Consider the following 17,886-nt stretch of genomic DNA (forward strand, 5'->3'; position numbering starts at 1 on the left):
CAGTGCGACGGGAAAGAAGACTCACCGCTATCAGCGCAACACCTGGCCGTCGGCATCCAGCACTTTCACCTCACCGATATTGAGTGCACGCACCGGCTTCTCGATTTTCGACAGATCGCCGACGACGACCCAGGTCAGCGCATCGGCGACGAAGATTTCCTTCGCCGCGACATCGACCTGGGCGTCGGTCTGCGCCTCAATGTTCTGCTTCAAGGTCTGCACGTAGTTGTCCGGGCGGCCATACAGCTGATTCGTCGACAGTGCGTTGAGCGCCGCGGCGATAGTTTCATAGCTGCCCGGCAAGGCGCGCACACGCTGTGCCTTGATCTTGTCGATTTCGGCCGTGGTCGGTGGCCGCTCGCCGGCCACCGCACGCACTTCCTTGAGCGCCTCGCCGATCGATTCGGCGGTCTTGTCGGTCTGCACCGGCGCCTGCACCAGCAGCGGACGCTGGCCGAGTGCATCCTGTACCGAACTGCGCGCGCCGTAGGACCAGCGCTTGTCCTCGCGCAGGTTCATGTTGAGGCGCGAGGTGAACGTGCCGCCGAACACCGCATTCGCGGTCTGCACCGCGAGGTAGTCCGGCGCTTTCGTCGTCGGCGCGAGCGCACCGGCGAAGATCAGCGATTGCGGCGAGTCGGCGCGGTTGATCAGGAACACGCGCGGCTTTTTCTGCGCGGCGACCTGCGCGAGGTTTTTCCGCGGCACGGCCGATGCGGGCGCAGCCCAGTCGCCGAAGGCCTTGTCGAGCAGCGGCAGGATCTGCGCCAGCGTGGTATCGCCGGCGACCAGAATCTTGACGTTGTCGGGGCGGATGAAGTCGCGCTGGAATGCAGCCAGATCGTCCGCGGTCAGCGACTTGATCGCGCTTTCCGTGCCGGTGCCGGTAAATGGAATGCCGTAGGCGTGGTCCTTGCCGTAGAGCAGCGGCGGCAACGTGCGCAGCGCCATGCCGTTGGGCTGGGTTTTTTCCTGCGCGATGTCGGCCAGCCACTGCGCGCGGATGCGCTCGATGTCGGCATCGCGGAACGCCGGATTGCGCACGACATCGGCGAACAGGTCGAGCGAAGGCGCCAGTTCCGCGTTGAGGGCGCTGAGGCCGGCAGTGGAAGAGTCGAGGCCCGCACCGGCGCTGATGAGTGCACCGAGGCGCTGGCGGCGTTTGGCGATCTCGACCGAATCCAGCGTCTTGGTGCCTTCGTCGAGCATGGCACCGACAAAACTCGCGGTGCCGAGCTTGCGTCCCTGATCGGCGGCGTAGCCGGCATCGAACTGCAACTGGATCTGGGTCAGCGGAATCGTGTGGCGCTCGGCGAGGATCACCTCGATACCGTTCTTGAGCTTGCCGCGCTGCACGGCGGGGAAGCTCAGATCGGGATACTGGTCGACTTCGGGTACGCCCTTGCTGCGATCGACATCGCTTTTTTCAACCGTATACTTTTTCGCGGGCGGCAGTACCGGCGCGGGTTTGCCCGCCGCGTCGGGGAGACCCTTGACCGCCTTGTTCTCGGCGGCGAGATCCGCGCCTGTCTTGGCTGGCATCACGGTCAGCGTGTAATCGCCGCGTGCGATCCATTTCTGCGCGGCGGCGAGTACGCTCGCCGGGGTTGCGGCCGCGCTGCGCGCGAGTTCGGTCTTGTACGCGGCCGGATCGCCGAGGTAGACCTGATTTTCGGCGAGGATCACCGCCTTGCCGCCGAAGCCGCCGACCTTTTCCAGGCCGCGGATGAAACCGGCGCGGATGCCGGTCTTGGCACGCGCAAGTTCGTCCTCGGTCGGGCCGTCCTTGAGGAATTTCGCCCATTCGTCCGCGATCGCTGCTTCGACCTTTGCTGGATCGATGCTTTTCTTCACGTCCGCGCGCAGTTCGAACTGGCTCGCGAGGGCGAACGTCTGCACACGCACCGACACCTCATCGACCAGCTTGTCCTGATAGACCAGACGCTGATACAGGCGCGAGGTCTTGCCGCCGCCGAGCACCGCGGCGGCGAGGTCGAGGAGCGGCGTGTCGGCGTCGCCGAGCTGCGGCACGTTCCATTCGCGGATGATGCGCACCTGCGCCACATGATCGGACTGCGTGCCACGCGTGGATTCGCTGCGCGGCGCGACCCAGGCCTGCTGGCGCGGCACCGGTGGTCCGGACGCAATGTCGCCGAAGTATTTCTGCACCTTTTCCTTGGCAATTGGTGCGGTGATGTCGCCGGCGAGCACGATCGTCGTGTTCGCCGCGCCGTAGTAATCACGGAACCATTGCTTGACGTCGTCGAGCGAGGCCGCGTCGAGATCGGCCATCGAACCGATCGTCGTGTGCTGGTAGGGGTGATTCGCCGGGAACGCGTTCAACTGGATGTTCTCGCCGGTGCGTCCGTACGGACGGTTCTCGCCTTGGCGCTTTTCGTTCTGCACCACGCCACGCTGCGTGTCGAGCTCGGGTTTGCCGATCGCGGACAACAGATGCCCCATGCGATCCGATTCCATCCACAGCGCCATGTCGAGCGCGGTCGTGGGCACGGTCTCGAAATAATTGGTGCGGTCGAGCCAGGTCGTACCGTTCATGTCGGTCGCGCCGGCGACCTCGAACGGCTTGAAATAGGTGCCCTTGTGATTTTCCGAGCCCGAGAACATCAGGTGTTCGAACAGATGCGCAAAGCCGGTCTTGCGCGCGGGTTCGTCACCCGAGCCGACGTGATACCAGATCGACACCGCGACGACGGGCGCTTTGTGATCCTCGTGCACGACGACGGTCAGGCCGTTGTCGAGCTGGAATTTCTGGAACGGAATATCGATCACGGCGCTGGTGCTCTCGGGTTTGGGCAATGTCGTCGTTGGTGCGGTCATGCAGCCTGATAGCGCAATCGCAAGGGCGATGAGGGCCGATCTGCATAGTAGGGTTATGCGTGGAAAATTTTTGTCTGCGGGTCGAATCGATCGGCATGTCGCAACGGACATCATCCTGCTCCCTCGTGGTTGCGCGAAAAGACGCCGAGACTAGCCCAGCCGCGGGATTCGGCGCAACGGCCGAAAGACAGGGGTAGACTGAGGTGAATTTCACTCGGAGCGCGGCATGCCGCAAGCTCGTGTGCAACGCGCGGTCGTCACCGGTGCCAATCGGGGTCTGGGTCTCGAATTCGCCCGCCAACTGCTTGCGCGCGGCGATCGTGTGATCGCCGGCTGCCGCAATCCAGGACGCGCCCTCAAGCTCACCGAACTTGCCGGCGCGTACCCGGGCCGGCTGCATGTGCTCCCGCTCGATCTCGACAAGGAGCGCTCAATCGCCGGATTCGCGCGTGAAGCAGGCATGCTCGGCGAGGCCATCGACGTGCTGATCAATTGCGCCGGCGTGCTGGTTTCCGGCGAGCGCTTCGGCGAACTCGTTGCGAGCACGTTCGATGCGACTTTGCATACCAACGTCGTCGGTCCGCTGCTGCTGACCCAGGCGTTTGCGCCTCTGCTCGCGGGCGGCACGCGGGCGCGGGTGATCAATCTTTCGTCCGAACTGGGTTCGCTGGCCGACACAGCGCATTTCTACTCGCCGAGCTATGCGCTGAGCAAGGCAGCGCTGAATATGCTGACGCGTCTGCTTGCGGCGGAACTCCGCCCGCAAGGTATCTGCGTGGTCAGCATTCATCCGGGCTGGGTACGCACCGACATGGGCGGCGCGAGTGCGCCGCTGTCCGCGACCCAGTCCGTCACCGCCATGTTGCGCCTGATCGATGGTCTCGAACCGGCCGCGAGCGGGAGTTTCGTCGACCATCGCGGCGAAGCAATGGCCTGGTGAGATCCGGCGCAGATCTGCCCAGCGGGCCTGAGGCAGTTTGTCGCAGGCTAATTACTGTACTGATCCGTTAGTTATTTGTTCAGACAGCGCTGCGTATAGTGCTGCCCATGCGCTGATAGCTCCGCGCAGATTGCCTTTGCATACGCCGCTACGAACGCGTCCCTCCATACGGCAATCCTGTCCGCCGAAGCAGCGCTGACGCTGCTTTCATCATCCGACAACGATACAGACATCGTACGGGCATGTTTCCCATCGTTCGCAGAGCTGCGGCCCTTGCTGGGCGAGCAAGCCATCGAATTGAAAACGGTTACAGCTATCCAGTTAAACCTCAGGAGTATAGAAATGAACTTTTCCACTCAAATCAAACGCGGTGTTGTCGCATTCGTGCTGTGTTCGGCGATCGGCGCTTTCATGACGGCGCACGCCGAAACGACGGCCGCGCAAATGTCCGCTGCCGACGTTGCGCCGACGCGCATCGACGTGGTGACCAGTACGGCTGCCGGCGACAACAATGCGCACTACACTACACGCGTGCATGTCGGCCGTCCGCTTACAGTCAGCGCGAATCCGACTCCGCGCGAGATCGCGCGCGCGTCGCGCTGAGCTGCATTCGACTGCGCATGACCCGGCGGCCTCGCCCGCCGGGCGTGGCAGGCCGCGCGTACTCGCGACGCATTCGCGCGCAGGGTAACCGTTCACAGCGGCTGCGCACAGCGGACAACCACCTGTCCGCGGACACATGCCCAGGCCCCGTGCCGGAAGTCACGCGCGCCGTTTCCGGCGCAACGCAACTGCCTGATTGCGCATCCAATGCCTTTGTAAACCAACGCTGGCGAGAATGCTGGCACGCGCCTTGCTCAACCAGCGTAGGCAAAGTATACAAAGGAGTACGCAATGAATCTTTCCCTGCAAATCAGCCGCGGCCTGGCCGCTCTCGCACTGGGCGTCACAGTGAGCGCGTATGCGATGACGCATGCGCCGGTGCCCGCAACTTCCGCAATCCCGACGCTGGCCGCGATCAGCGTCACCGCGACGCCCATGGGCAGAACGCACGTCCTGCGCCGCAGCGAGCGCTGCGAAACCAGCGTCGTGGTCGGTGCGCCGATCGACCTGGGTGCGCGCACGGCTGCGCGTTAAGCGCGGACCGTTCACGAGGCTTGCCGCATGTGCGCGGATCGCGAAATAATCGCGGCATGCTGCATGTGGTCCTGTACCAACCCGAGATTCCACCGAATACCGGCAATGTGATTCGCCTGTGCGCCAATAGCGGCGCGCGGCTGCATCTGATCCGCCCACTCGGTTTCGACCTCGATCATGCGAAGCTGCGGCGCGCGGGGCTCGACTATCACAAGTTCGCCGCGCTTGCGGTGCATGACGACCTCGACGCTTTCGCCGCCAGCGTCAAACCACACCGGTTATTCGCGCTGTCCACGCGCGCCGGCACATTGTATACAAATGCGCAATTTGGCGACGACGACGCGCTGCTGTTCGGTCCGGAAACGCGCGGTCTGCCGCAGAGCTTGCTCGATGGACTACCCCCGGAACAGCGCTTGCGCCTGCCGATGCGCCCGGACAACCGCAGTCTGAATCTGTCGAATGCGGTCGCGGTGGTGGTTTACGAGGCCTGGCGCCAGCGCGGTTTTGCCGGCGGCGCATAGAGGGATACGCCGGCGTGGGCCATCGCGCCCGCCTCACCTCTTGCCTTGTCCTGCAGGCGGGAAGGGCGGAGTGGCCGTTGCGCGCGCAACAGCGTTATCGATTGAGGCGGGATACTCGGGCTTCTGCTCGCGCGCGAGCAGTTCGCGCAATCCTTCGGCCGGCGTGATCTCCTCGTGCAGCACGCGCTGAACACCGTGCGAGATCGGCAGTTCGATGCCGTGGTCGTCCGCGAGGCGCATGACCGTGTCGACGGTCTCGATGCTTTCCACGACCTGGCCGATTTGCGCCACGGCGTCCGCCAATGCCACACCATGGCCAAGCGCCAGACCGAGACGCCGGTTACGCGACAGATCGCCGGTGCAGGTCAGCACCAGATCGCCGAGGCCGGCGAGGCCCATCAAGGTGTCCGCGCGCGCGCCGATCGCGCCACCGAGGCGCAGCATTTCGTTGAGGCCGCGCGTGATCAGCCCGGCGCGCGCGTTCAGACCCAGATTCATGCCGTCGGCAACGCCGGTCGCCACCGCAAGCACGTTCTTCATCGCGCCGCCAAGCTCGGCGCCGATCACGTCGCTGCCGGTGTAGGCGCGGAAAAGTGTACTATGCAGCATTTGCGCAATTTGTTGCGCGAACGCCGGCGTGGCCGAATGCACGGTGACCGCGGTCGGCAGACCCTGTGCGACTTCGCGCGCAAACGAAGGCCCGGTGACGATCGCCGCGGGTACGCCGGGCAGGCGGTCGGCAACGATTTCATGCAGGAAGCGGCCCGAAGCCGGGTCGAAACCCTTGGTTGCCCAGGCCACGCCTGCATTCGGCGCGACATCGGCGCCGATGCGCTCGATCAGCGCGCGAAACGCATGGCTCGGGGTGACGATCAGCAATGCCTGCGCGCCGCGCACCGCCGTGCTCAGGTCGGCGCACAGGTTCAGTGCGCCCGGCAATTCCAGATCGGGCAGATAGCGCGCGTTGCGCCGCGTCGCCTGCATCGCCGCGAGCGCGGCCGCATCGCGGCCCCACAATGTTGTAGGCACGCCGTTGCGCGCGAGCACCGCAGCGAGCGCGGTGCCCCAGGAGCCGGCGCCCAACACTGAAATCGCCGGTTTGCTGCTCATCGTCTTGAAGTGCGGTCAGGGACGGCTGATTGATCTTGCAATCAGGACCGCTGGTGAAATTACGCGTTCGCTTGCGGCGCGGCTTCAGCCTGGCGGCGCGCCTGCTCGGCGTACAGCGCCTCGAAATTGATCGGTTGCAGCAGGAACGGCGGAAAGCCGCCGTTCTGGATCAGATCGGACACGATCTGGCGCGCGTACGGAAACAGCACGTTCGGGCAATAGGTCGCGAGCACGGTATCGCGCGTTTGCGCATCGAACCCGGTCACGCCGAAGACACCGGCTTGCTGCACTTCGGCCAGGTACGCGGTCTTTTCCTCGAGCTTGCAGGTCACGGTGACCGTGAGCACGACTTCGTAGACGTTGTCGGCGAGCATGCCGACCTGTTGCTGCAGATTCAACTGCACCTGTGGCTGGCCCTGTTCCTGGAAGATCTGCGGCGCGCCCGGTACTTCGAACGAAGCGTCCTTGATATAGACCTTTTGCAGCGACAGTTGCGCGCCCACTTCCGCGGCGCCGTTGGTGGTGATCTCAGCCATGACTTGCTCCAGAAAATTCAGACAGAAAGAAAAATGGCGCGGATTATCCCACGCATGACGGGTATGCGCACGTGGCGCGGGCAGGGATCGAAACCGATCTAGCGACCCTTGGCGATCGGCAGACTGGCCTCGCGCCATGCGCCCAAGCCACCGCCGAGCCAGAACACTTGCTTGAAGCCGGCCTTGACCAGCCGCGAGGCGGCCTGTGCTGAAGTATTGCCCGTGCGGCAGTATACCGCGACGGGTCGTTCCTTGACCTTGGCCAGATCCTTGTTCTCCGGGTCGAACTGGCTCATCTGCACGTTGCGCGCGCCGGGGATATGGCCTTTCTCAAAGTCTGCCGCAGCGGAAAGATCGACCAGCAGCGGGCTTTCGCGATTGATCAGCAGGGTCAGCGCGGACGGCGTCAGTTCGCGGTAGCCGCGAAACAGTTGCGAAACCTCGTTGCCGACAAGCACCACGAGCAGCACCACGAACAGCATGACCAGAAGCATGTGATTGCCGAAGAACTCGGGCAGGTGGTGCAGGATATCGGACATGGAACCTTGGGCTGCGCGGCGGGCGCGAACGGGACGCGGGGCGCGGATTATCCGCTACGCAGGCGCCCAGAGCAAAGCCATGGCGAAGTACGGCGCCTTCGGCGTACGCCCGGCGTGAGTCCGGGTTCCAGGGATCGCGTCCGCCAAAACAGGATTTGTGGAAATCTGTACATCGACGCCCGCGTGTCTAGTGACCTGTAAGGAAGGGGAAGAGGGATCGCGCCGGGATCGGGGTGCTGGGCGCCGCTCCGGAGCGAGGCCCATAGCCGAAGCTATGGGCCGATTGAGGATCAAGCACAGCGCCGCGAGACCCAGCGAGCTGCTTTCAATTCCTCTGTTACAGGCTGCTAGTGCTGGGTGATGTCCGGCAGGCCAGACACCAGCCACCAGCGCTTGGCCTTCGCATCGAAACGCCAGACCTGGCGGTCGAGTATCGAACGCACCGACTGGGTATTGTTGTTGACCAATCCAATTTCCACCGTCTGCTTCATCTGCAGCTCGCCGTCCGGCCGCAGCGGTTGTTCGCTGTAGCCGGTCACGCGCACTTGTTTGTAGCGATCCAAATCCAGACGCGTCAGCGGATGCGCCTTGAGCGTCTCCGGATCGACATACGCGACAGCGTCCTCGAAATTGCCCCAGCGGATCACCGTCGCGTAGTTCAGCAGCGTCGTATCGAGCAGGTCGCGATCGGGTTTCGACTCGGGGCAACCGGCGAGGCTGACGAGTACAAGCAACACAAGGATTCGCTGCAACATGGTGCGGCTCACGGTAGACAACGCACGTCCATTGTGCCGCAAAACGGCCGCGTGGCGTGCACTCAGCCTGCGTCGTCGGCTTTGCGCATGATCGCCACGAAACGCGCGTCGAGCGTGCACGCATCGCCGCCTTCGGCAAGTGGCGCACGGCAGGTCAGGCGCAGGCGCGCGCGTCCGCGTGCACCGAGCGTGGCGGCAAAGGCATCCCAGGATTCGCCGCCGGCCAGCTCGGCGTGCGCAATCAGATCGGTCCATAACGGCGCGAGGTAGCGGATGGTCGAATCCTGCACGTAGATATCGCAATCGAGGTCTAGCGCTTTGAGCTTCAGCACGACCAGTCCCCAGCCGGCCAGCGTGAGCAGGCTGGCGAGACTGCCGCCGAATGCGCAACCCTTGTCGTTCACATTCGGCGCGAGCGGCGCGGACAGGGAAAGCCGGTCGCCGTCGTAGTCGCGCAGCACGATCTGCATCGCGCGGGTCAACGGGATTTCGTCGAGCGCCTTGCGCAGAAAAGTGCGGGCGAATGTGTGCTTCGATGCGCGGGTCATAAGCGGTCGGGAGACAGGGCCGCGTAGTGTGCGTCGCGCAATGCTGTCGATCAAGCCGGGCGACGCGTAAGATCGGGACGCCATGACTCGTGCAAGTTCCCGCACCGCCGCACCAGCCGAATTGTTTGCCGGCGCGACGCTGATCGTCACGCGGCCGGCCGCGCTTTCCGCTGCGCTCAAGCGGCGCATCGTCGCGCAAGGTGGCGCCGCGCTGAGCCTGCCCGGCATCGGCTTGCGCGCGACGCCGGAGCCCGTCACGGCGCGCGCCGCTTTGCGCAAGGCGCGCTTGGCCGATATGGTCATCTTCATCAGCCCGATCGCCGTGCGTTGCGCATTTACGCTGCTGCCCACGCTGCGTTTCGCGCGCACGACGCGGATCTTCGCGATGGGTGCAGGCACGGCGCGCGCTCTCGCGCGACGCGGCTTGCGCGGCGTGATCTGGCCGGCGGCGCGGCAGGACAGCGAAGGCCTGCTTGCCTTGCCTGAATTGGCGCGCCTGCGCGGCCGCCGTGTCGCCCTGATCGGCGCGCCCGGCGGCCGCGACGTCTTGCCAGGCACGCTGCGCGCTCGCGGCGCGACGTTGCAAAGTATCCATGTATACCAGCGCAGCGTGCCGCGCCTGACCCGGCGTCACTTCGACGCGCTCGCGCTCGCCGTGCAGCCACTGCTGACCTTGTTGTCCAGTGCCGAGGCACTGGATAACCTGCGCGCGCAGTTGTCTGCGCCGCTGTTTGCCAAGCTGGCTGCGGGCGATGCCATCGTCAGCAGCCTGCGCCTCGCGCAGGCTGCGCGCCGGGCAGGTTTCGCGCGCACGCATATCGCCGCGTCGGCGGGCGTGGTCGACATGCTCGGCGCCGCGAGCCGTGCGCTCGCCCAGCATCGTCTCTAAAGGTGCGTCGGCGGCGCGAGTTCGCTAGCATGCAGACATGAGCGAAATCGACAGCGAAAATTCCGCCTCCGCGCTACCGCCACCTGCTGTGCCGGCGAGTCAGCCTTATGCGGCACCGACTGTGCCCCGCCGCCACAGTAGCGCATCAGGCTGGCTCTGGCTGCTGGCGCTGATCGCCGGTGCGGGCTATCTGTATTGGCGCTTGCAGACGATCGAGCAGGGCCACGACCAATCCGCGCAGAACGAACAGACCCAGGCGCAGCAGTTGCGCGCACAGGTCGACGCGCTGGCGCGCAGCGTCGAGGCGACGCGGCACGACGCCGACGGTTTGCGCGCACGCCTCGACGATGCGGCCAAGGTGAATGAATCGCTGCGCGGTCAGGTGCTCGGTCTATCCGAGCGCGCACGCCTGGCCGAAGACGCGATCGCCAATCTCGCCGAGAAACGCCTGTCCGGACACGACGCCTTGCTGCTCAACGAAGCCGAGCTGCTGCTCGTGCTCGGCGGCGAGCGCTATGCCTTGTTCAGCGATCCCGCGCCGGCGCTGGCAGCGTATCGTCTCGCCGATGGCGCGCTCGCCGAAGCCAACGACGCGGCATTTTCGTCCGTGCGTCAGAGCATCGCGGCCGAGATCGACGCGTTGAACGCATTGCAGGCCGCGAATGTTCCGGCTGTGCAGACCCAGTTGACGCAGCTGCGCACAAAGCTCGCGCAATTGCCGGCAGCGGCGAGCCGCATGCAAGCCGCAGCGCCTGCGACTTCCGCGCGCTGGTGGCAAATCTTCGGCGAGCTGGTGCGTGTACGTCGCGATGGCGACACGCAAGCCTTGCTCGCACACAACGATGCGGCGCTCGCACGTGCGCTGGTCGATACTTCGCTGCGCGACGCACAGGCTGCGTTGCTGGCGCGCGACGAAGCGCACTTCCGCGGCGCGCTGGCGACCGCGCGTGCGCAACTCGGCGCCAACTTCGACACAAGCAGCGCCGACGTGACTCAGGCACAGGCCGTGCTGGACGAACTTGCCAAGGCCACGATCGCGCCAGCGGCACCATCGGTGCTCGGCGCCGCGCTCAAGGAACTACGCAACCTGCGCGCGACGCGTGCGTTGCGCAGCGAACCGGCGCCGCCGGCCAAAACCGCGCCGACGCCGGTCGAGGGTCAGTCGTGAGAATCTGGATCGCCGTGCTGCTGTTGTTGCTGGTCGCGTGTGCGGCGGCCTATGGCTGGCACGCGCTGGCGCTCGATCCGGGTTATGTACTGGTGCGTTTCGGCGGCATCAGCATCGAAACTTCGGCGGTGTTCGCATTGATTGCCCTGTTGCTTGTGTGGGCGCTTGCCAGCCTTGCCTGGCGCGCGCTGCGCTGGCCGAGAGCCGCATGGCAGCGGCGTGCGCGTCGACGCGGCCACGAGCGCCTCGCCGATGGTCTGGTCGCCCTTGTCGAGGGACGCTATGCAAATGCCACGCGTGAACTTGAGCGCGCTTCGCATGTCCCGATTCTGCGCGCGCCGGCCCTGCTCGCACGCGCACACGCGGCGCATGCGCGTGGCGATCGCGAAGCCGCGACGGCGGCGCTCGACGCTGCGGCCGACAGTGCGGCGCCGGCCGCGCTCGCGCTGCGTGCACGCTTTCTGCTTGATCATGGCCGTGCAGCCGACGCGCTGGCGCTGTTGAAACCGGAAGTGGACAAATCCACTTTGTCGCCCGCCGCCTGGCGCAGTCTGTCCGACGCGACGCTGCAATGCGGCGACACGACAACCGCGTTGCAGACGCTGACTCCGCTGGCGCGCAGTCAAGTCCTGCCGCCGGCGGAATTCGCGCAACTTGAAGCACGCACGCTGGGCGCCGCGCTGGCTGGCGCCGCGAGCGCCGACCAGCTGAACGTCTTGTGGTCGGGATTCAGTCGCGCGCAGCGGCGCATCGAAAGCGTGTTGATCGCTTACGCGCGCCGTGCGGCGACGCTCGGCCAGCCGCTGGCGGCAATGAGCGAAATCGAATCGGGGCTGCGCCGCGAGTGGTCCGAGCCCCTGGTGCGCGCCTATGGCGAACTCGGCCCTGCCGAAGCGAGCACGCGTCTGCGCCAGGCCGAGGGCTGGCTGGCCGCGCAGCCGAACAGCGCGGCCCTGTTGTTGACCCTGGGCCGTCTGTGCAACCAGAGCGAATTGTGGGGCAAGGCGCACGGCTATCTGACGCGCGCGCTGGCGATCGAAGCCGACGCACCCGCATGGGAAGCTCTGGGCGATACCTGCGCGGGGCAGGGCGACATGGCGGCGGCACAAGTTGCATATCGCAACGCCTTGCGCAGTGAGCGCGGCGAAGCAACGGCGACGCCCGACGCGTTGCGCGGACCGCTGGATACGCGCGCGAGCGTGATCGAGGAGCGCAGCGCGCACGGTGTGCCGCGCCTGGTTTTGCCGGGGCGCTAATCCCGCGCGACAAAAAATCACCGCGGCTAGCGTAGCCGCGCGTTCACCGGAGAGTTGCACATATGGCCTTGTGGAAAACGATACCCGTGCTGGATCAGCTCAACGCCCTGCGGCCCAATACCATGATCGAAACGCTCGATATCCGCATAACCGACGTGGGCGACGACTATGTGCGCGGGACGATGCCAGTCGACGCGCGTACGCATCAGCCTTACGGGTTGTTGCATGGCGGCGCCTCCGTCGCGCTCGCCGAAACCCTCGGCAGCATGGCCTCGATGCTGTGCATCGATCCGGTGCGTGAAGTCGCCGTCGGCCTCGACATCAATGCCAATCATTTGCGCGCAGTCACCAGCGGCATTGTCACCGGCACCGCGCGACCGCTGCACGTCGGGCGCAGCACCCAGGTCTGGGAAATCCGCATCGAGGACCCCGCCGGCAAACTCGTGTGCATCTCGCGTCTGACCGTTGCGATCGTGCCGAAGCAGGCCCTGCCGACCGGCTGAGGTTACTGAACCGCGCCTATCGATGCTGCATCGCAGCGCTGGCGCGACTGCGGCCGCTTGGCTACCATCGCGCCGATGAACGCCACGCTTGATACCGGCGCCAGTGTGCCGCGCGACTGGCTGCGCCCGCTGCGCTATCTGCTGCGCACGCCGTTGTTGCTCGTGCATGTCCTGATTGCGATTCCACTGGCGCTGGCGGTGTTCAATCCACTGGCGCGGCGCCTGAGCGTCGGCGGCGAACGCTTGGACTACTGGATGACGCGTTGGTGGTCAGGCGCGCTGGTGCGCCGCTTCGGCTTTCGCATTCGGCGCATCGGCGAACCGCTGTCTGGCGCGACCTTGTTCGTCGCCAATCACGTGTCGTGGATGGATATCGAACTCATGCACAGCCAGCGCATGATGTGTTTCGTGGCCAAGGCCGAAATCGAGCGCTGGCCGCTGGTCGGCTGGTTGGCAACGCGCGCCGGCACGATCTATCACCAGCGCGGCAGCGTGCACTCGCTCGGTGTGGTGATGCAGCGCATGACCGCGCGGCTCGGCGAAGGCATGTCGGCCGGCGTGTTCCCCGAGGGCAGCACCGGCGCAGGCGACAACGTGCGCACCTTCCATGCGCGCATCTTCCAGGTCGCCGCCGATGCGCGCGTGCCCGTGCAGCCGGTCGCGCTGTGCTACGGTAAAAGTGGAAAAATGGATTTGCGCGTGCCGTTCGGCGCCAGGGAAAGTTTCTTCGCCAACTTCGTGCGCGTCCTCGGCGGTCCGAGCATGGATGCCGAAGTGCATTTTCTCGAACCGCTGGCGCTGAACGATGAAGGCCGCCGGCAGATAGCCGAAACCGCGCGCGCACGCGTCGCCGCGGCGCTGGGATACAGCTGAATGAGCGTACAAGCGGTCACCTTCCGTCCACGCCGCTGGCTGCGCAATCCGCATGTACAGTCGGTGCTCGCCACGAGCGGCGTGCGCAGATTGCTGTTCCGGCGCCGGCGTGCGGCGCTGGAAGACACCTCGAGCGAGCATATCCTCGACTGTGGCGGCGGCGTGCTCCTGCAGGGTTTTTACACGCGGCAGCAGTCGCTTGCGCAACCGCGTGCGCTGGCGATTCTGCTGCATGGCTGGGAAGGCAGCGTGCATTCGACCTACGTGATGCACACCGGCGCGCGCCTGCTCAGCGAAGGCTGCGACGTGTTCCGTTTGAATTTCCGCGATCACGGCGACACTCATCATCTGAATGCGGATTTGTTTCATTCGTGTCGCATCGACGAAGTCGTCGGCGCGGTCAAGGCGATCGCCGCGATGTTCCCCGAGCGGCCGCTGATCGTCGGTGGCTATTCGCTCGGCGGCAATTTTGCCTTGCGCGTGGCGCTGCATGCGCGCGCAGCGGGCATTGCGCTGGCCTGGGCGTTCGCCGTGTGTCCGCCGGTGAGTCCGCATGCGGCGATGGTGGCGATCGAGAACGCACCACCGTTCTACGAATACTATTTCATGCGCAAATGGCGCGGCTCGCTCAAGCGCAAGCAATCGCTGTTTCCGCAGGTGGACTGGTTTACCCGGCGCGAATTGCGCGGCGGCCTCCGCGAACTCACGCGCAGCATGGTGCAGCGGCATACCGATTTCGGCACGCTGGAGAACTATCTCGATGGTTATGCGCTGACCGGCGAACGCCTGGCTGCGCTCGATGTGCCGGCTACGATCCTCACCGCGGCCGACGATCCGATCATTCCCGTGGCCGATTTCCGTGCGCTCAAGCTTGCGCCGAAGACCGAACTGGTGATCGTGCCGCACGGCGGCCACTGTGGCTTCATCCGCGATGCGAGCATGCGCAGCTGGGCCGAGGACTTTCTCGTTGAGCGCTTGCGGCTCAACTTGGCGCCGCTGCCGACCGTGGCAGTACGGTAGCGCTGCGTGCTGAAGCGGGTGCGGTCGAATGTTACCCTTGTAGTGTCCAAATCCCGCTGACGCGATTCGTGATCGATCCATGACGCTCGAAGAAATTCTCCAGCTGCACCATAGCGGCAATCTCGCCGCTGCCGAACCTGCGTATCGTGACTATCTGCAGGCCCAGCCCGACGACGCGCAAGCCTTGCATCTGCTCGGCGTGTTGCACCAGCAGCGTGGCGACTCAGTCGCCGCAGGTGAGTTGATCCGTCGCGCGATCGAGATTGCGCCGGAGCAGGCACAGTTTCATATCTCGCTTGGCGGCGTGTTGCTGCGTCTCAACGATGAAGCTGCGGCGCGCGCGAGTTTCGAGCGTGCGCTGGATCTGGATCCGAATTCGGTCGAAGCGCACAACCTCGTCGGCCATCTGCATCTGCGCGAAGGAGACATCGGCGCCGCGGAAAATCGCTTCAAGATCGGTCGGCGCGCGAGCGAGGAAGATCCACTGATCCTGTTCGGGCTCGGCAACGTGTATCTGGCCCGCAACGATGCGCAGAACGCAGCCAAATTCCTGTCGCGGGCAGCCGACCTCAAACCCGCAGATGCGGCGATCCAGACGAGCCTGGGCCGCGCGTTGTTCGATCAGGGTGCATTCGGGTTCGCGGAAAAAGCGTTCGAGAATGCGCGGCGCCTGCGTCCGGATTTGAGCATTGCCAAACTCTATCTTGCGCGCTCGAGATTCCGTCAGGATAAAGCCGATGCCGCGCGCGACCTGTTCGCCGAGTTGCTCGCCGACAATCAACAGGCGTTTGGCGCAAATGCGGGGCTGGGCGACGTCGCGCGCAAGAAAGGCCACGCATTGAAGGCGCTCAAATTCTATCGGCGCGCGCTGCTGCTCGATCCCGCGCATGCGGGCGCGGCGAACGCGTGCGCCTGGTGCATGGAAAAACTCGGCGACGTGAGCGGCGCGGCGTATTACCTCGCCGAGGGCCTGCGGCATGCGCCCGACGCGCACGAATTGCGCAAACCGCTTGCCGAGTTGCTCGATCGCCTTGGCCGCGGCGCGGAAGCCGAAGATGTGCGCCGGGGCGGGCTGCCCGCCGCGATCGCAGCACCGTTTGCCTGAGCGGATATTCTGGTCGCCATGAATAGTTGCCCGGCACTGCGAGCGGCTTCAGGTGTTTCCATGCGCAAGACGACTTGCGATGGATAACGCCGCCGCTTCCGCTCTCGATTCCGCGCTGCGCATCGCCCGAAGTGCCGCCGAACAGGGTCGCGATGCCGAGGCGGAGAGCGCGTTCGCGCGCGCCCTGACGCTGGATCCAGAGCACGCGGAAGCCCTGCACTTTTGCGGGCTCATGGCGTTCACTCGCGGCGATGCGCGGAATGCGGTTGACCTGATCGAGCACGCCTGCCGGGTCGACGGTGAGAACGTCGTGTTCCTGAAGAATCTCGGTCTCGCCTACCTCGCCGCGTCGCGGCCGGACGCGGCGCAATCGGTGCTTGAACGTGCAGTGCAGATCGATCCAAAATTCTTTGTCGCGCGGCTCTTTCTGGCTAGGCTGTGCGAAGACATCGGCGAGCGCCATGAGGCCTTGAAACACTATTTCCGCGCGATCCTTGCGGCGCAGGCCAAAGGTCTCTGGCGCAGCGACGAGACGACGGCGCCGGGCCTGCGCAAAAACGTCAAGCACGCCATGCGCTTCGTCGATGCCGAACGCAGGCTGTTGTTCGTACGGGCGCTGGAACCACTGCGCGAAGCGCATGGCGAGGCCAGCCTCGCGCGCGTGATGCATTGTCTGGACATTTACCTCGAGCTGGCGCCCGCGAACTATCCCGATCCACGCCAGCGGCCGAAGTTTTTGTATTTTCCCGATCTGCCGACCACGCCTTATCTCGATCGCGCGCTGTTTCCCTGGTATGCGCAGCTTGAGGACAATTTCACGATCATCCGCGATGAGCTGCTTGCCGTGTTGCGCGACGAGCAGGGCATCGAACCATTTCTCAAAATCAATTCAACCGACGACGTCACGCGGTATCTGGCCGGCGCGGGCGACAAGCCAGTCTGGGACGCGTTCTTTTTCTATCGCCACGGTGAGCGGATGGACGCCAACTGCGCACGCTGCCCGCGCACGGCGGCGATCATCGAATCCCTGCCCATCGTGCGCATTCGCGAGCACGCGCCGGAAATCTGCTTTTCGGTGTTGACGCCAGGCACGCACATCCTGCCGCATCGTGGCGTGACCAATACGCGCCTGGTCACCCACCTGCCGCTGATCGTTCCGGAAAATTGCGCGCTCACGGTCGGCGGCGAACAGCGGGTCTGGCAGGAAGGTCAGTGCTTCACTTTCGACGACACATTCGAGCACGAGGCGTGGAATCGCGGCGCATCCACGCGCGTCGTCATGCTGCTGGATTGCTGGAATCCCCATCTGACGGAGGTGGAGCGCGAAGCGGTGATCTCGCTGGTCGGCGCGATCGGGGATTTCAATCGCGAGTGCGGCATCGCCCAGCAGTAGAGCGAGCGGATCCAGCGCTTCGTTCCGGCTTGTTGCCCAGCCCTGACTCTGCGCATTGTTGTGCATTCGTCGCGTCGCTTACGCACTGTAATAGTGCATTCTTATCACAGCTATCACGTTTTTGGTGCTATTTTGTGCTGCACCGCAAAGTTATATATTTAACTAATTGATTTATCTACATTTATTTTTCATAGCAATTGGCACAGGTGTTGCTGAGTAAGGGTATTCCTCAGTATCCACACGGAGTGCCAATGTCCAACGCCGTCACCCAGTTAATCAAAGAAAAGAAGGTGGAGTTTGTAGACCTGCGGTTTGCGGACATGCGCGGGGTGCAGCACCACGTAACGTTTCCGGTGAAGGCGATCGACGAGAGCCTGTTCGAAGACGGCAAGATGTTCGACGGTTCGAGTATTTCCGGCTGGAAAGGCATCAACGATTCGGACATGGTGCTGATGCCCGATGCGGACAGTGCGGTACTGGATCCGTTCGCGGCCGAGCCGACCCTGATCCTGACCTGCGATGTGCTGGAGCCTTCCACGATGCAGGCGTACACGCGCTGCCCGCGCTCGGTGGCCAAGCGCGCCGAGGCGTTCCTGAAATCCTCCGGCATCGCCGATACGGCGTTCTTCGGTCCGGAACCGGAATTTTTCATTTTCGACTCGGTGCGCTGGCGCAACGACATGCAGGGCGCGAGTTTCGAGATCGACTCCGAGGAAGCGGCGTGGTCGAGCAACCGCGGCTTCGATGAAGGCAAC

Annotated in this window: 18 protein-coding genes and 1 pseudogene; 13 read left to right on the forward strand and 6 right to left on the reverse strand. The window is 64.6% G+C overall.

The genetic code is table 11. The annotated features are described in order from the left end of the window. Positions 1-30: 30 nt before the first annotated feature. A complete protein-coding gene (locus VIE67_RS01810; protein ID WP_414707246.1) occupies positions 31-2,952 on the reverse strand; it encodes a M16 family metallopeptidase in 2,922 nt (973 codons plus the stop codon). Between the two features lie 112 nt (positions 2,953-3,064). On the opposite strand from VIE67_RS01810, the pseudogene VIE67_RS01815 reads away from it, so the two are divergent. From VIE67_RS01815 to VIE67_RS01830, 4 genes and pseudogenes are all read left to right on the forward strand, one after another. Next, positions 3,065-3,625 (forward strand): annotated as a pseudogene (locus VIE67_RS01815) (SDR family oxidoreductase); the annotation flags it as partial. Between the two features lie 495 nt (positions 3,626-4,120). Further along, positions 4,121-4,381, forward strand: coding sequence for a hypothetical protein (locus VIE67_RS01820; protein ID WP_332022696.1), 261 nt, complete (start codon positions 4,121-4,123; stop codon positions 4,379-4,381). A gap of 291 nt (positions 4,382-4,672) precedes the next feature. Next, entirely contained in the window at positions 4,673-4,915 is a 243-nt protein-coding gene (locus VIE67_RS01825) for a hypothetical protein (RefSeq protein ID WP_332022698.1), read from the forward strand. A gap of 56 nt (positions 4,916-4,971) precedes the next feature. After that, positions 4,972-5,436: a tRNA (cytidine(34)-2'-O)-methyltransferase gene (locus tag VIE67_RS01830; protein ID WP_332022700.1), complete on the forward strand. Its 465-nt coding sequence runs from the start codon at positions 4,972-4,974 to the stop codon at positions 5,434-5,436. Between the two features lie 33 nt (positions 5,437-5,469). Here VIE67_RS01830 and VIE67_RS01835 read toward each other — a convergent pair whose 3' ends face one another. The 5 genes from VIE67_RS01835 to VIE67_RS01855 form a co-directional block, all read right to left on the reverse strand. Continuing rightward, on the reverse strand, positions 5,470-6,546 hold the full coding sequence (locus tag VIE67_RS01835; protein WP_332022702.1) for an NAD(P)H-dependent glycerol-3-phosphate dehydrogenase: 1,077 nt from the start codon (positions 6,544-6,546) through the stop codon (positions 5,470-5,472). Positions 6,547-6,605: 59 nt separating this feature from the next. Then, a complete protein-coding gene (gene secB / locus VIE67_RS01840; protein WP_332022703.1) occupies positions 6,606-7,082 on the reverse strand; it encodes a protein-export chaperone SecB in 477 nt (158 codons plus the stop codon). A 98-nt stretch (positions 7,083-7,180) separates the two neighbouring features. Continuing rightward, on the reverse strand, positions 7,181-7,621 hold the full coding sequence (locus VIE67_RS01845; RefSeq protein ID WP_332022705.1) for a rhodanese-like domain-containing protein: 441 nt from the start codon (positions 7,619-7,621) through the stop codon (positions 7,181-7,183). 347 nt (positions 7,622-7,968) lie between these two features. After that, a complete protein-coding gene (locus tag VIE67_RS01850; protein WP_332022707.1) occupies positions 7,969-8,376 on the reverse strand; it encodes a hypothetical protein in 408 nt (135 codons plus the stop codon). A 62-nt stretch (positions 8,377-8,438) separates the two neighbouring features. Beyond that, on the reverse strand, positions 8,439-8,924 hold the full coding sequence (locus VIE67_RS01855; RefSeq protein ID WP_332022709.1) for a YiiD C-terminal domain-containing protein: 486 nt from the start codon (positions 8,922-8,924) through the stop codon (positions 8,439-8,441). Positions 8,925-9,006: 82 nt separating this feature from the next. Between VIE67_RS01855 and VIE67_RS01860 the strand changes: the two genes are divergently transcribed. The 9 genes from VIE67_RS01860 to VIE67_RS01900 all read left to right on the forward strand — a co-directional run. Then, positions 9,007-9,813, forward strand: a complete 807-nt coding sequence (locus VIE67_RS01860) for a uroporphyrinogen-III synthase (protein WP_332022711.1) — start codon at positions 9,007-9,009, stop codon at positions 9,811-9,813. 37 nt (positions 9,814-9,850) lie between these two features. Further along, complete coding sequence (locus VIE67_RS01865; RefSeq protein ID WP_332022713.1) at positions 9,851-10,981, forward strand: uroporphyrinogen-III C-methyltransferase; 1,131 nt, start codon at positions 9,851-9,853, stop codon at positions 10,979-10,981. Further along, a complete protein-coding gene (locus VIE67_RS01870) occupies positions 10,978-12,237 on the forward strand; it encodes a heme biosynthesis HemY N-terminal domain-containing protein (RefSeq protein WP_332022715.1) in 1,260 nt (419 codons plus the stop codon). Before VIE67_RS01865 ends, VIE67_RS01870 begins: the two co-directional genes overlap by 4 nt. Before the next feature lie 62 nt (positions 12,238-12,299). Then, on the forward strand, positions 12,300-12,740 hold the full coding sequence (locus VIE67_RS01875; protein ID WP_332022717.1) for a hotdog fold thioesterase: 441 nt from the start codon (positions 12,300-12,302) through the stop codon (positions 12,738-12,740). Positions 12,741-12,815: 75 nt separating this feature from the next. Continuing rightward, positions 12,816-13,613, forward strand: a complete 798-nt coding sequence (locus tag VIE67_RS01880; protein WP_332022718.1) for a lysophospholipid acyltransferase family protein — start codon at positions 12,816-12,818, stop codon at positions 13,611-13,613. Next, positions 13,614-14,633, forward strand: coding sequence for a YheT family hydrolase (locus VIE67_RS01885; RefSeq protein WP_332022720.1), 1,020 nt, complete (start codon positions 13,614-13,616; stop codon positions 14,631-14,633). Between the two features lie 79 nt (positions 14,634-14,712). Then, complete coding sequence (locus VIE67_RS01890; protein ID WP_332022722.1) at positions 14,713-15,738, forward strand: tetratricopeptide repeat protein; 1,026 nt, start codon at positions 14,713-14,715, stop codon at positions 15,736-15,738. A gap of 79 nt (positions 15,739-15,817) precedes the next feature. After that, a complete protein-coding gene (locus VIE67_RS01895) occupies positions 15,818-17,131 on the forward strand; it encodes an aspartyl/asparaginyl beta-hydroxylase domain-containing protein (protein ID WP_332022724.1) in 1,314 nt (437 codons plus the stop codon). A gap of 251 nt (positions 17,132-17,382) precedes the next feature. After that, the coding region (locus VIE67_RS01900; RefSeq protein ID WP_332022726.1) for a glutamine synthetase beta-grasp domain-containing protein at positions 17,383-17,886 on the forward strand (504 nt) is incomplete at its 3' end.

Origin of the sequence: Rudaea sp. (genome assembly GCF_036560865.1) — a bacterium.
Taxonomy (GTDB): Bacteria; Pseudomonadota; Gammaproteobacteria; order Xanthomonadales; family Rhodanobacteraceae; genus Rudaea.

Bases quoted from the DNA above. Each gene is read 5' to 3' on its own strand.
- VIE67_RS01810 (WP_414707246.1), bottom strand. From the start codon at position 2,952: ATGATGTCCGTTGCGACATGCCGATCGATTCGACCCGCAGACAAAAAT.
- VIE67_RS01820 (WP_332022696.1), top strand. From the start codon at position 4,121: ATGAACTTTTCCACTCAAATCAAACGCGGTGTTGTCGCATTCGTGCTG.
- VIE67_RS01825 (WP_332022698.1), top strand. From the start codon at position 4,673: ATGAATCTTTCCCTGCAAATCAGCCGCGGCCTGGCCGCTCTCGCACTG.
- VIE67_RS01830 (WP_332022700.1), top strand. From the start codon at position 4,972: ATGCTGCATGTGGTCCTGTACCAACCCGAGATTCCACCGAATACCGGC.
- VIE67_RS01835 (WP_332022702.1), bottom strand. From the start codon at position 6,546: ATGAGCAGCAAACCGGCGATTTCAGTGTTGGGCGCCGGCTCCTGGGGC.
- secB (WP_332022703.1), bottom strand. From the start codon at position 7,082: ATGGCTGAGATCACCACCAACGGCGCCGCGGAAGTGGGCGCGCAACTG.
- VIE67_RS01845 (WP_332022705.1), bottom strand. From the start codon at position 7,621: ATGTCCGATATCCTGCACCACCTGCCCGAGTTCTTCGGCAATCACATG.
- VIE67_RS01850 (WP_332022707.1), bottom strand. From the start codon at position 8,376: ATGTTGCAGCGAATCCTTGTGTTGCTTGTACTCGTCAGCCTCGCCGGT.
- VIE67_RS01855 (WP_332022709.1), bottom strand. From the start codon at position 8,924: ATGACCCGCGCATCGAAGCACACATTCGCCCGCACTTTTCTGCGCAAG.
- VIE67_RS01860 (WP_332022711.1), top strand. From the start codon at position 9,007: ATGACTCGTGCAAGTTCCCGCACCGCCGCACCAGCCGAATTGTTTGCC.
- VIE67_RS01865 (WP_332022713.1), top strand. From the start codon at position 9,851: ATGAGCGAAATCGACAGCGAAAATTCCGCCTCCGCGCTACCGCCACCT.
- VIE67_RS01875 (WP_332022717.1), top strand. From the start codon at position 12,300: ATGGCCTTGTGGAAAACGATACCCGTGCTGGATCAGCTCAACGCCCTG.
- VIE67_RS01880 (WP_332022718.1), top strand. From the start codon at position 12,816: ATGAACGCCACGCTTGATACCGGCGCCAGTGTGCCGCGCGACTGGCTG.
- VIE67_RS01885 (WP_332022720.1), top strand. From the start codon at position 13,614: ATGAGCGTACAAGCGGTCACCTTCCGTCCACGCCGCTGGCTGCGCAAT.
- VIE67_RS01890 (WP_332022722.1), top strand. From the start codon at position 14,713: ATGACGCTCGAAGAAATTCTCCAGCTGCACCATAGCGGCAATCTCGCC.
- VIE67_RS01895 (WP_332022724.1), top strand. From the start codon at position 15,818: ATGGATAACGCCGCCGCTTCCGCTCTCGATTCCGCGCTGCGCATCGCC.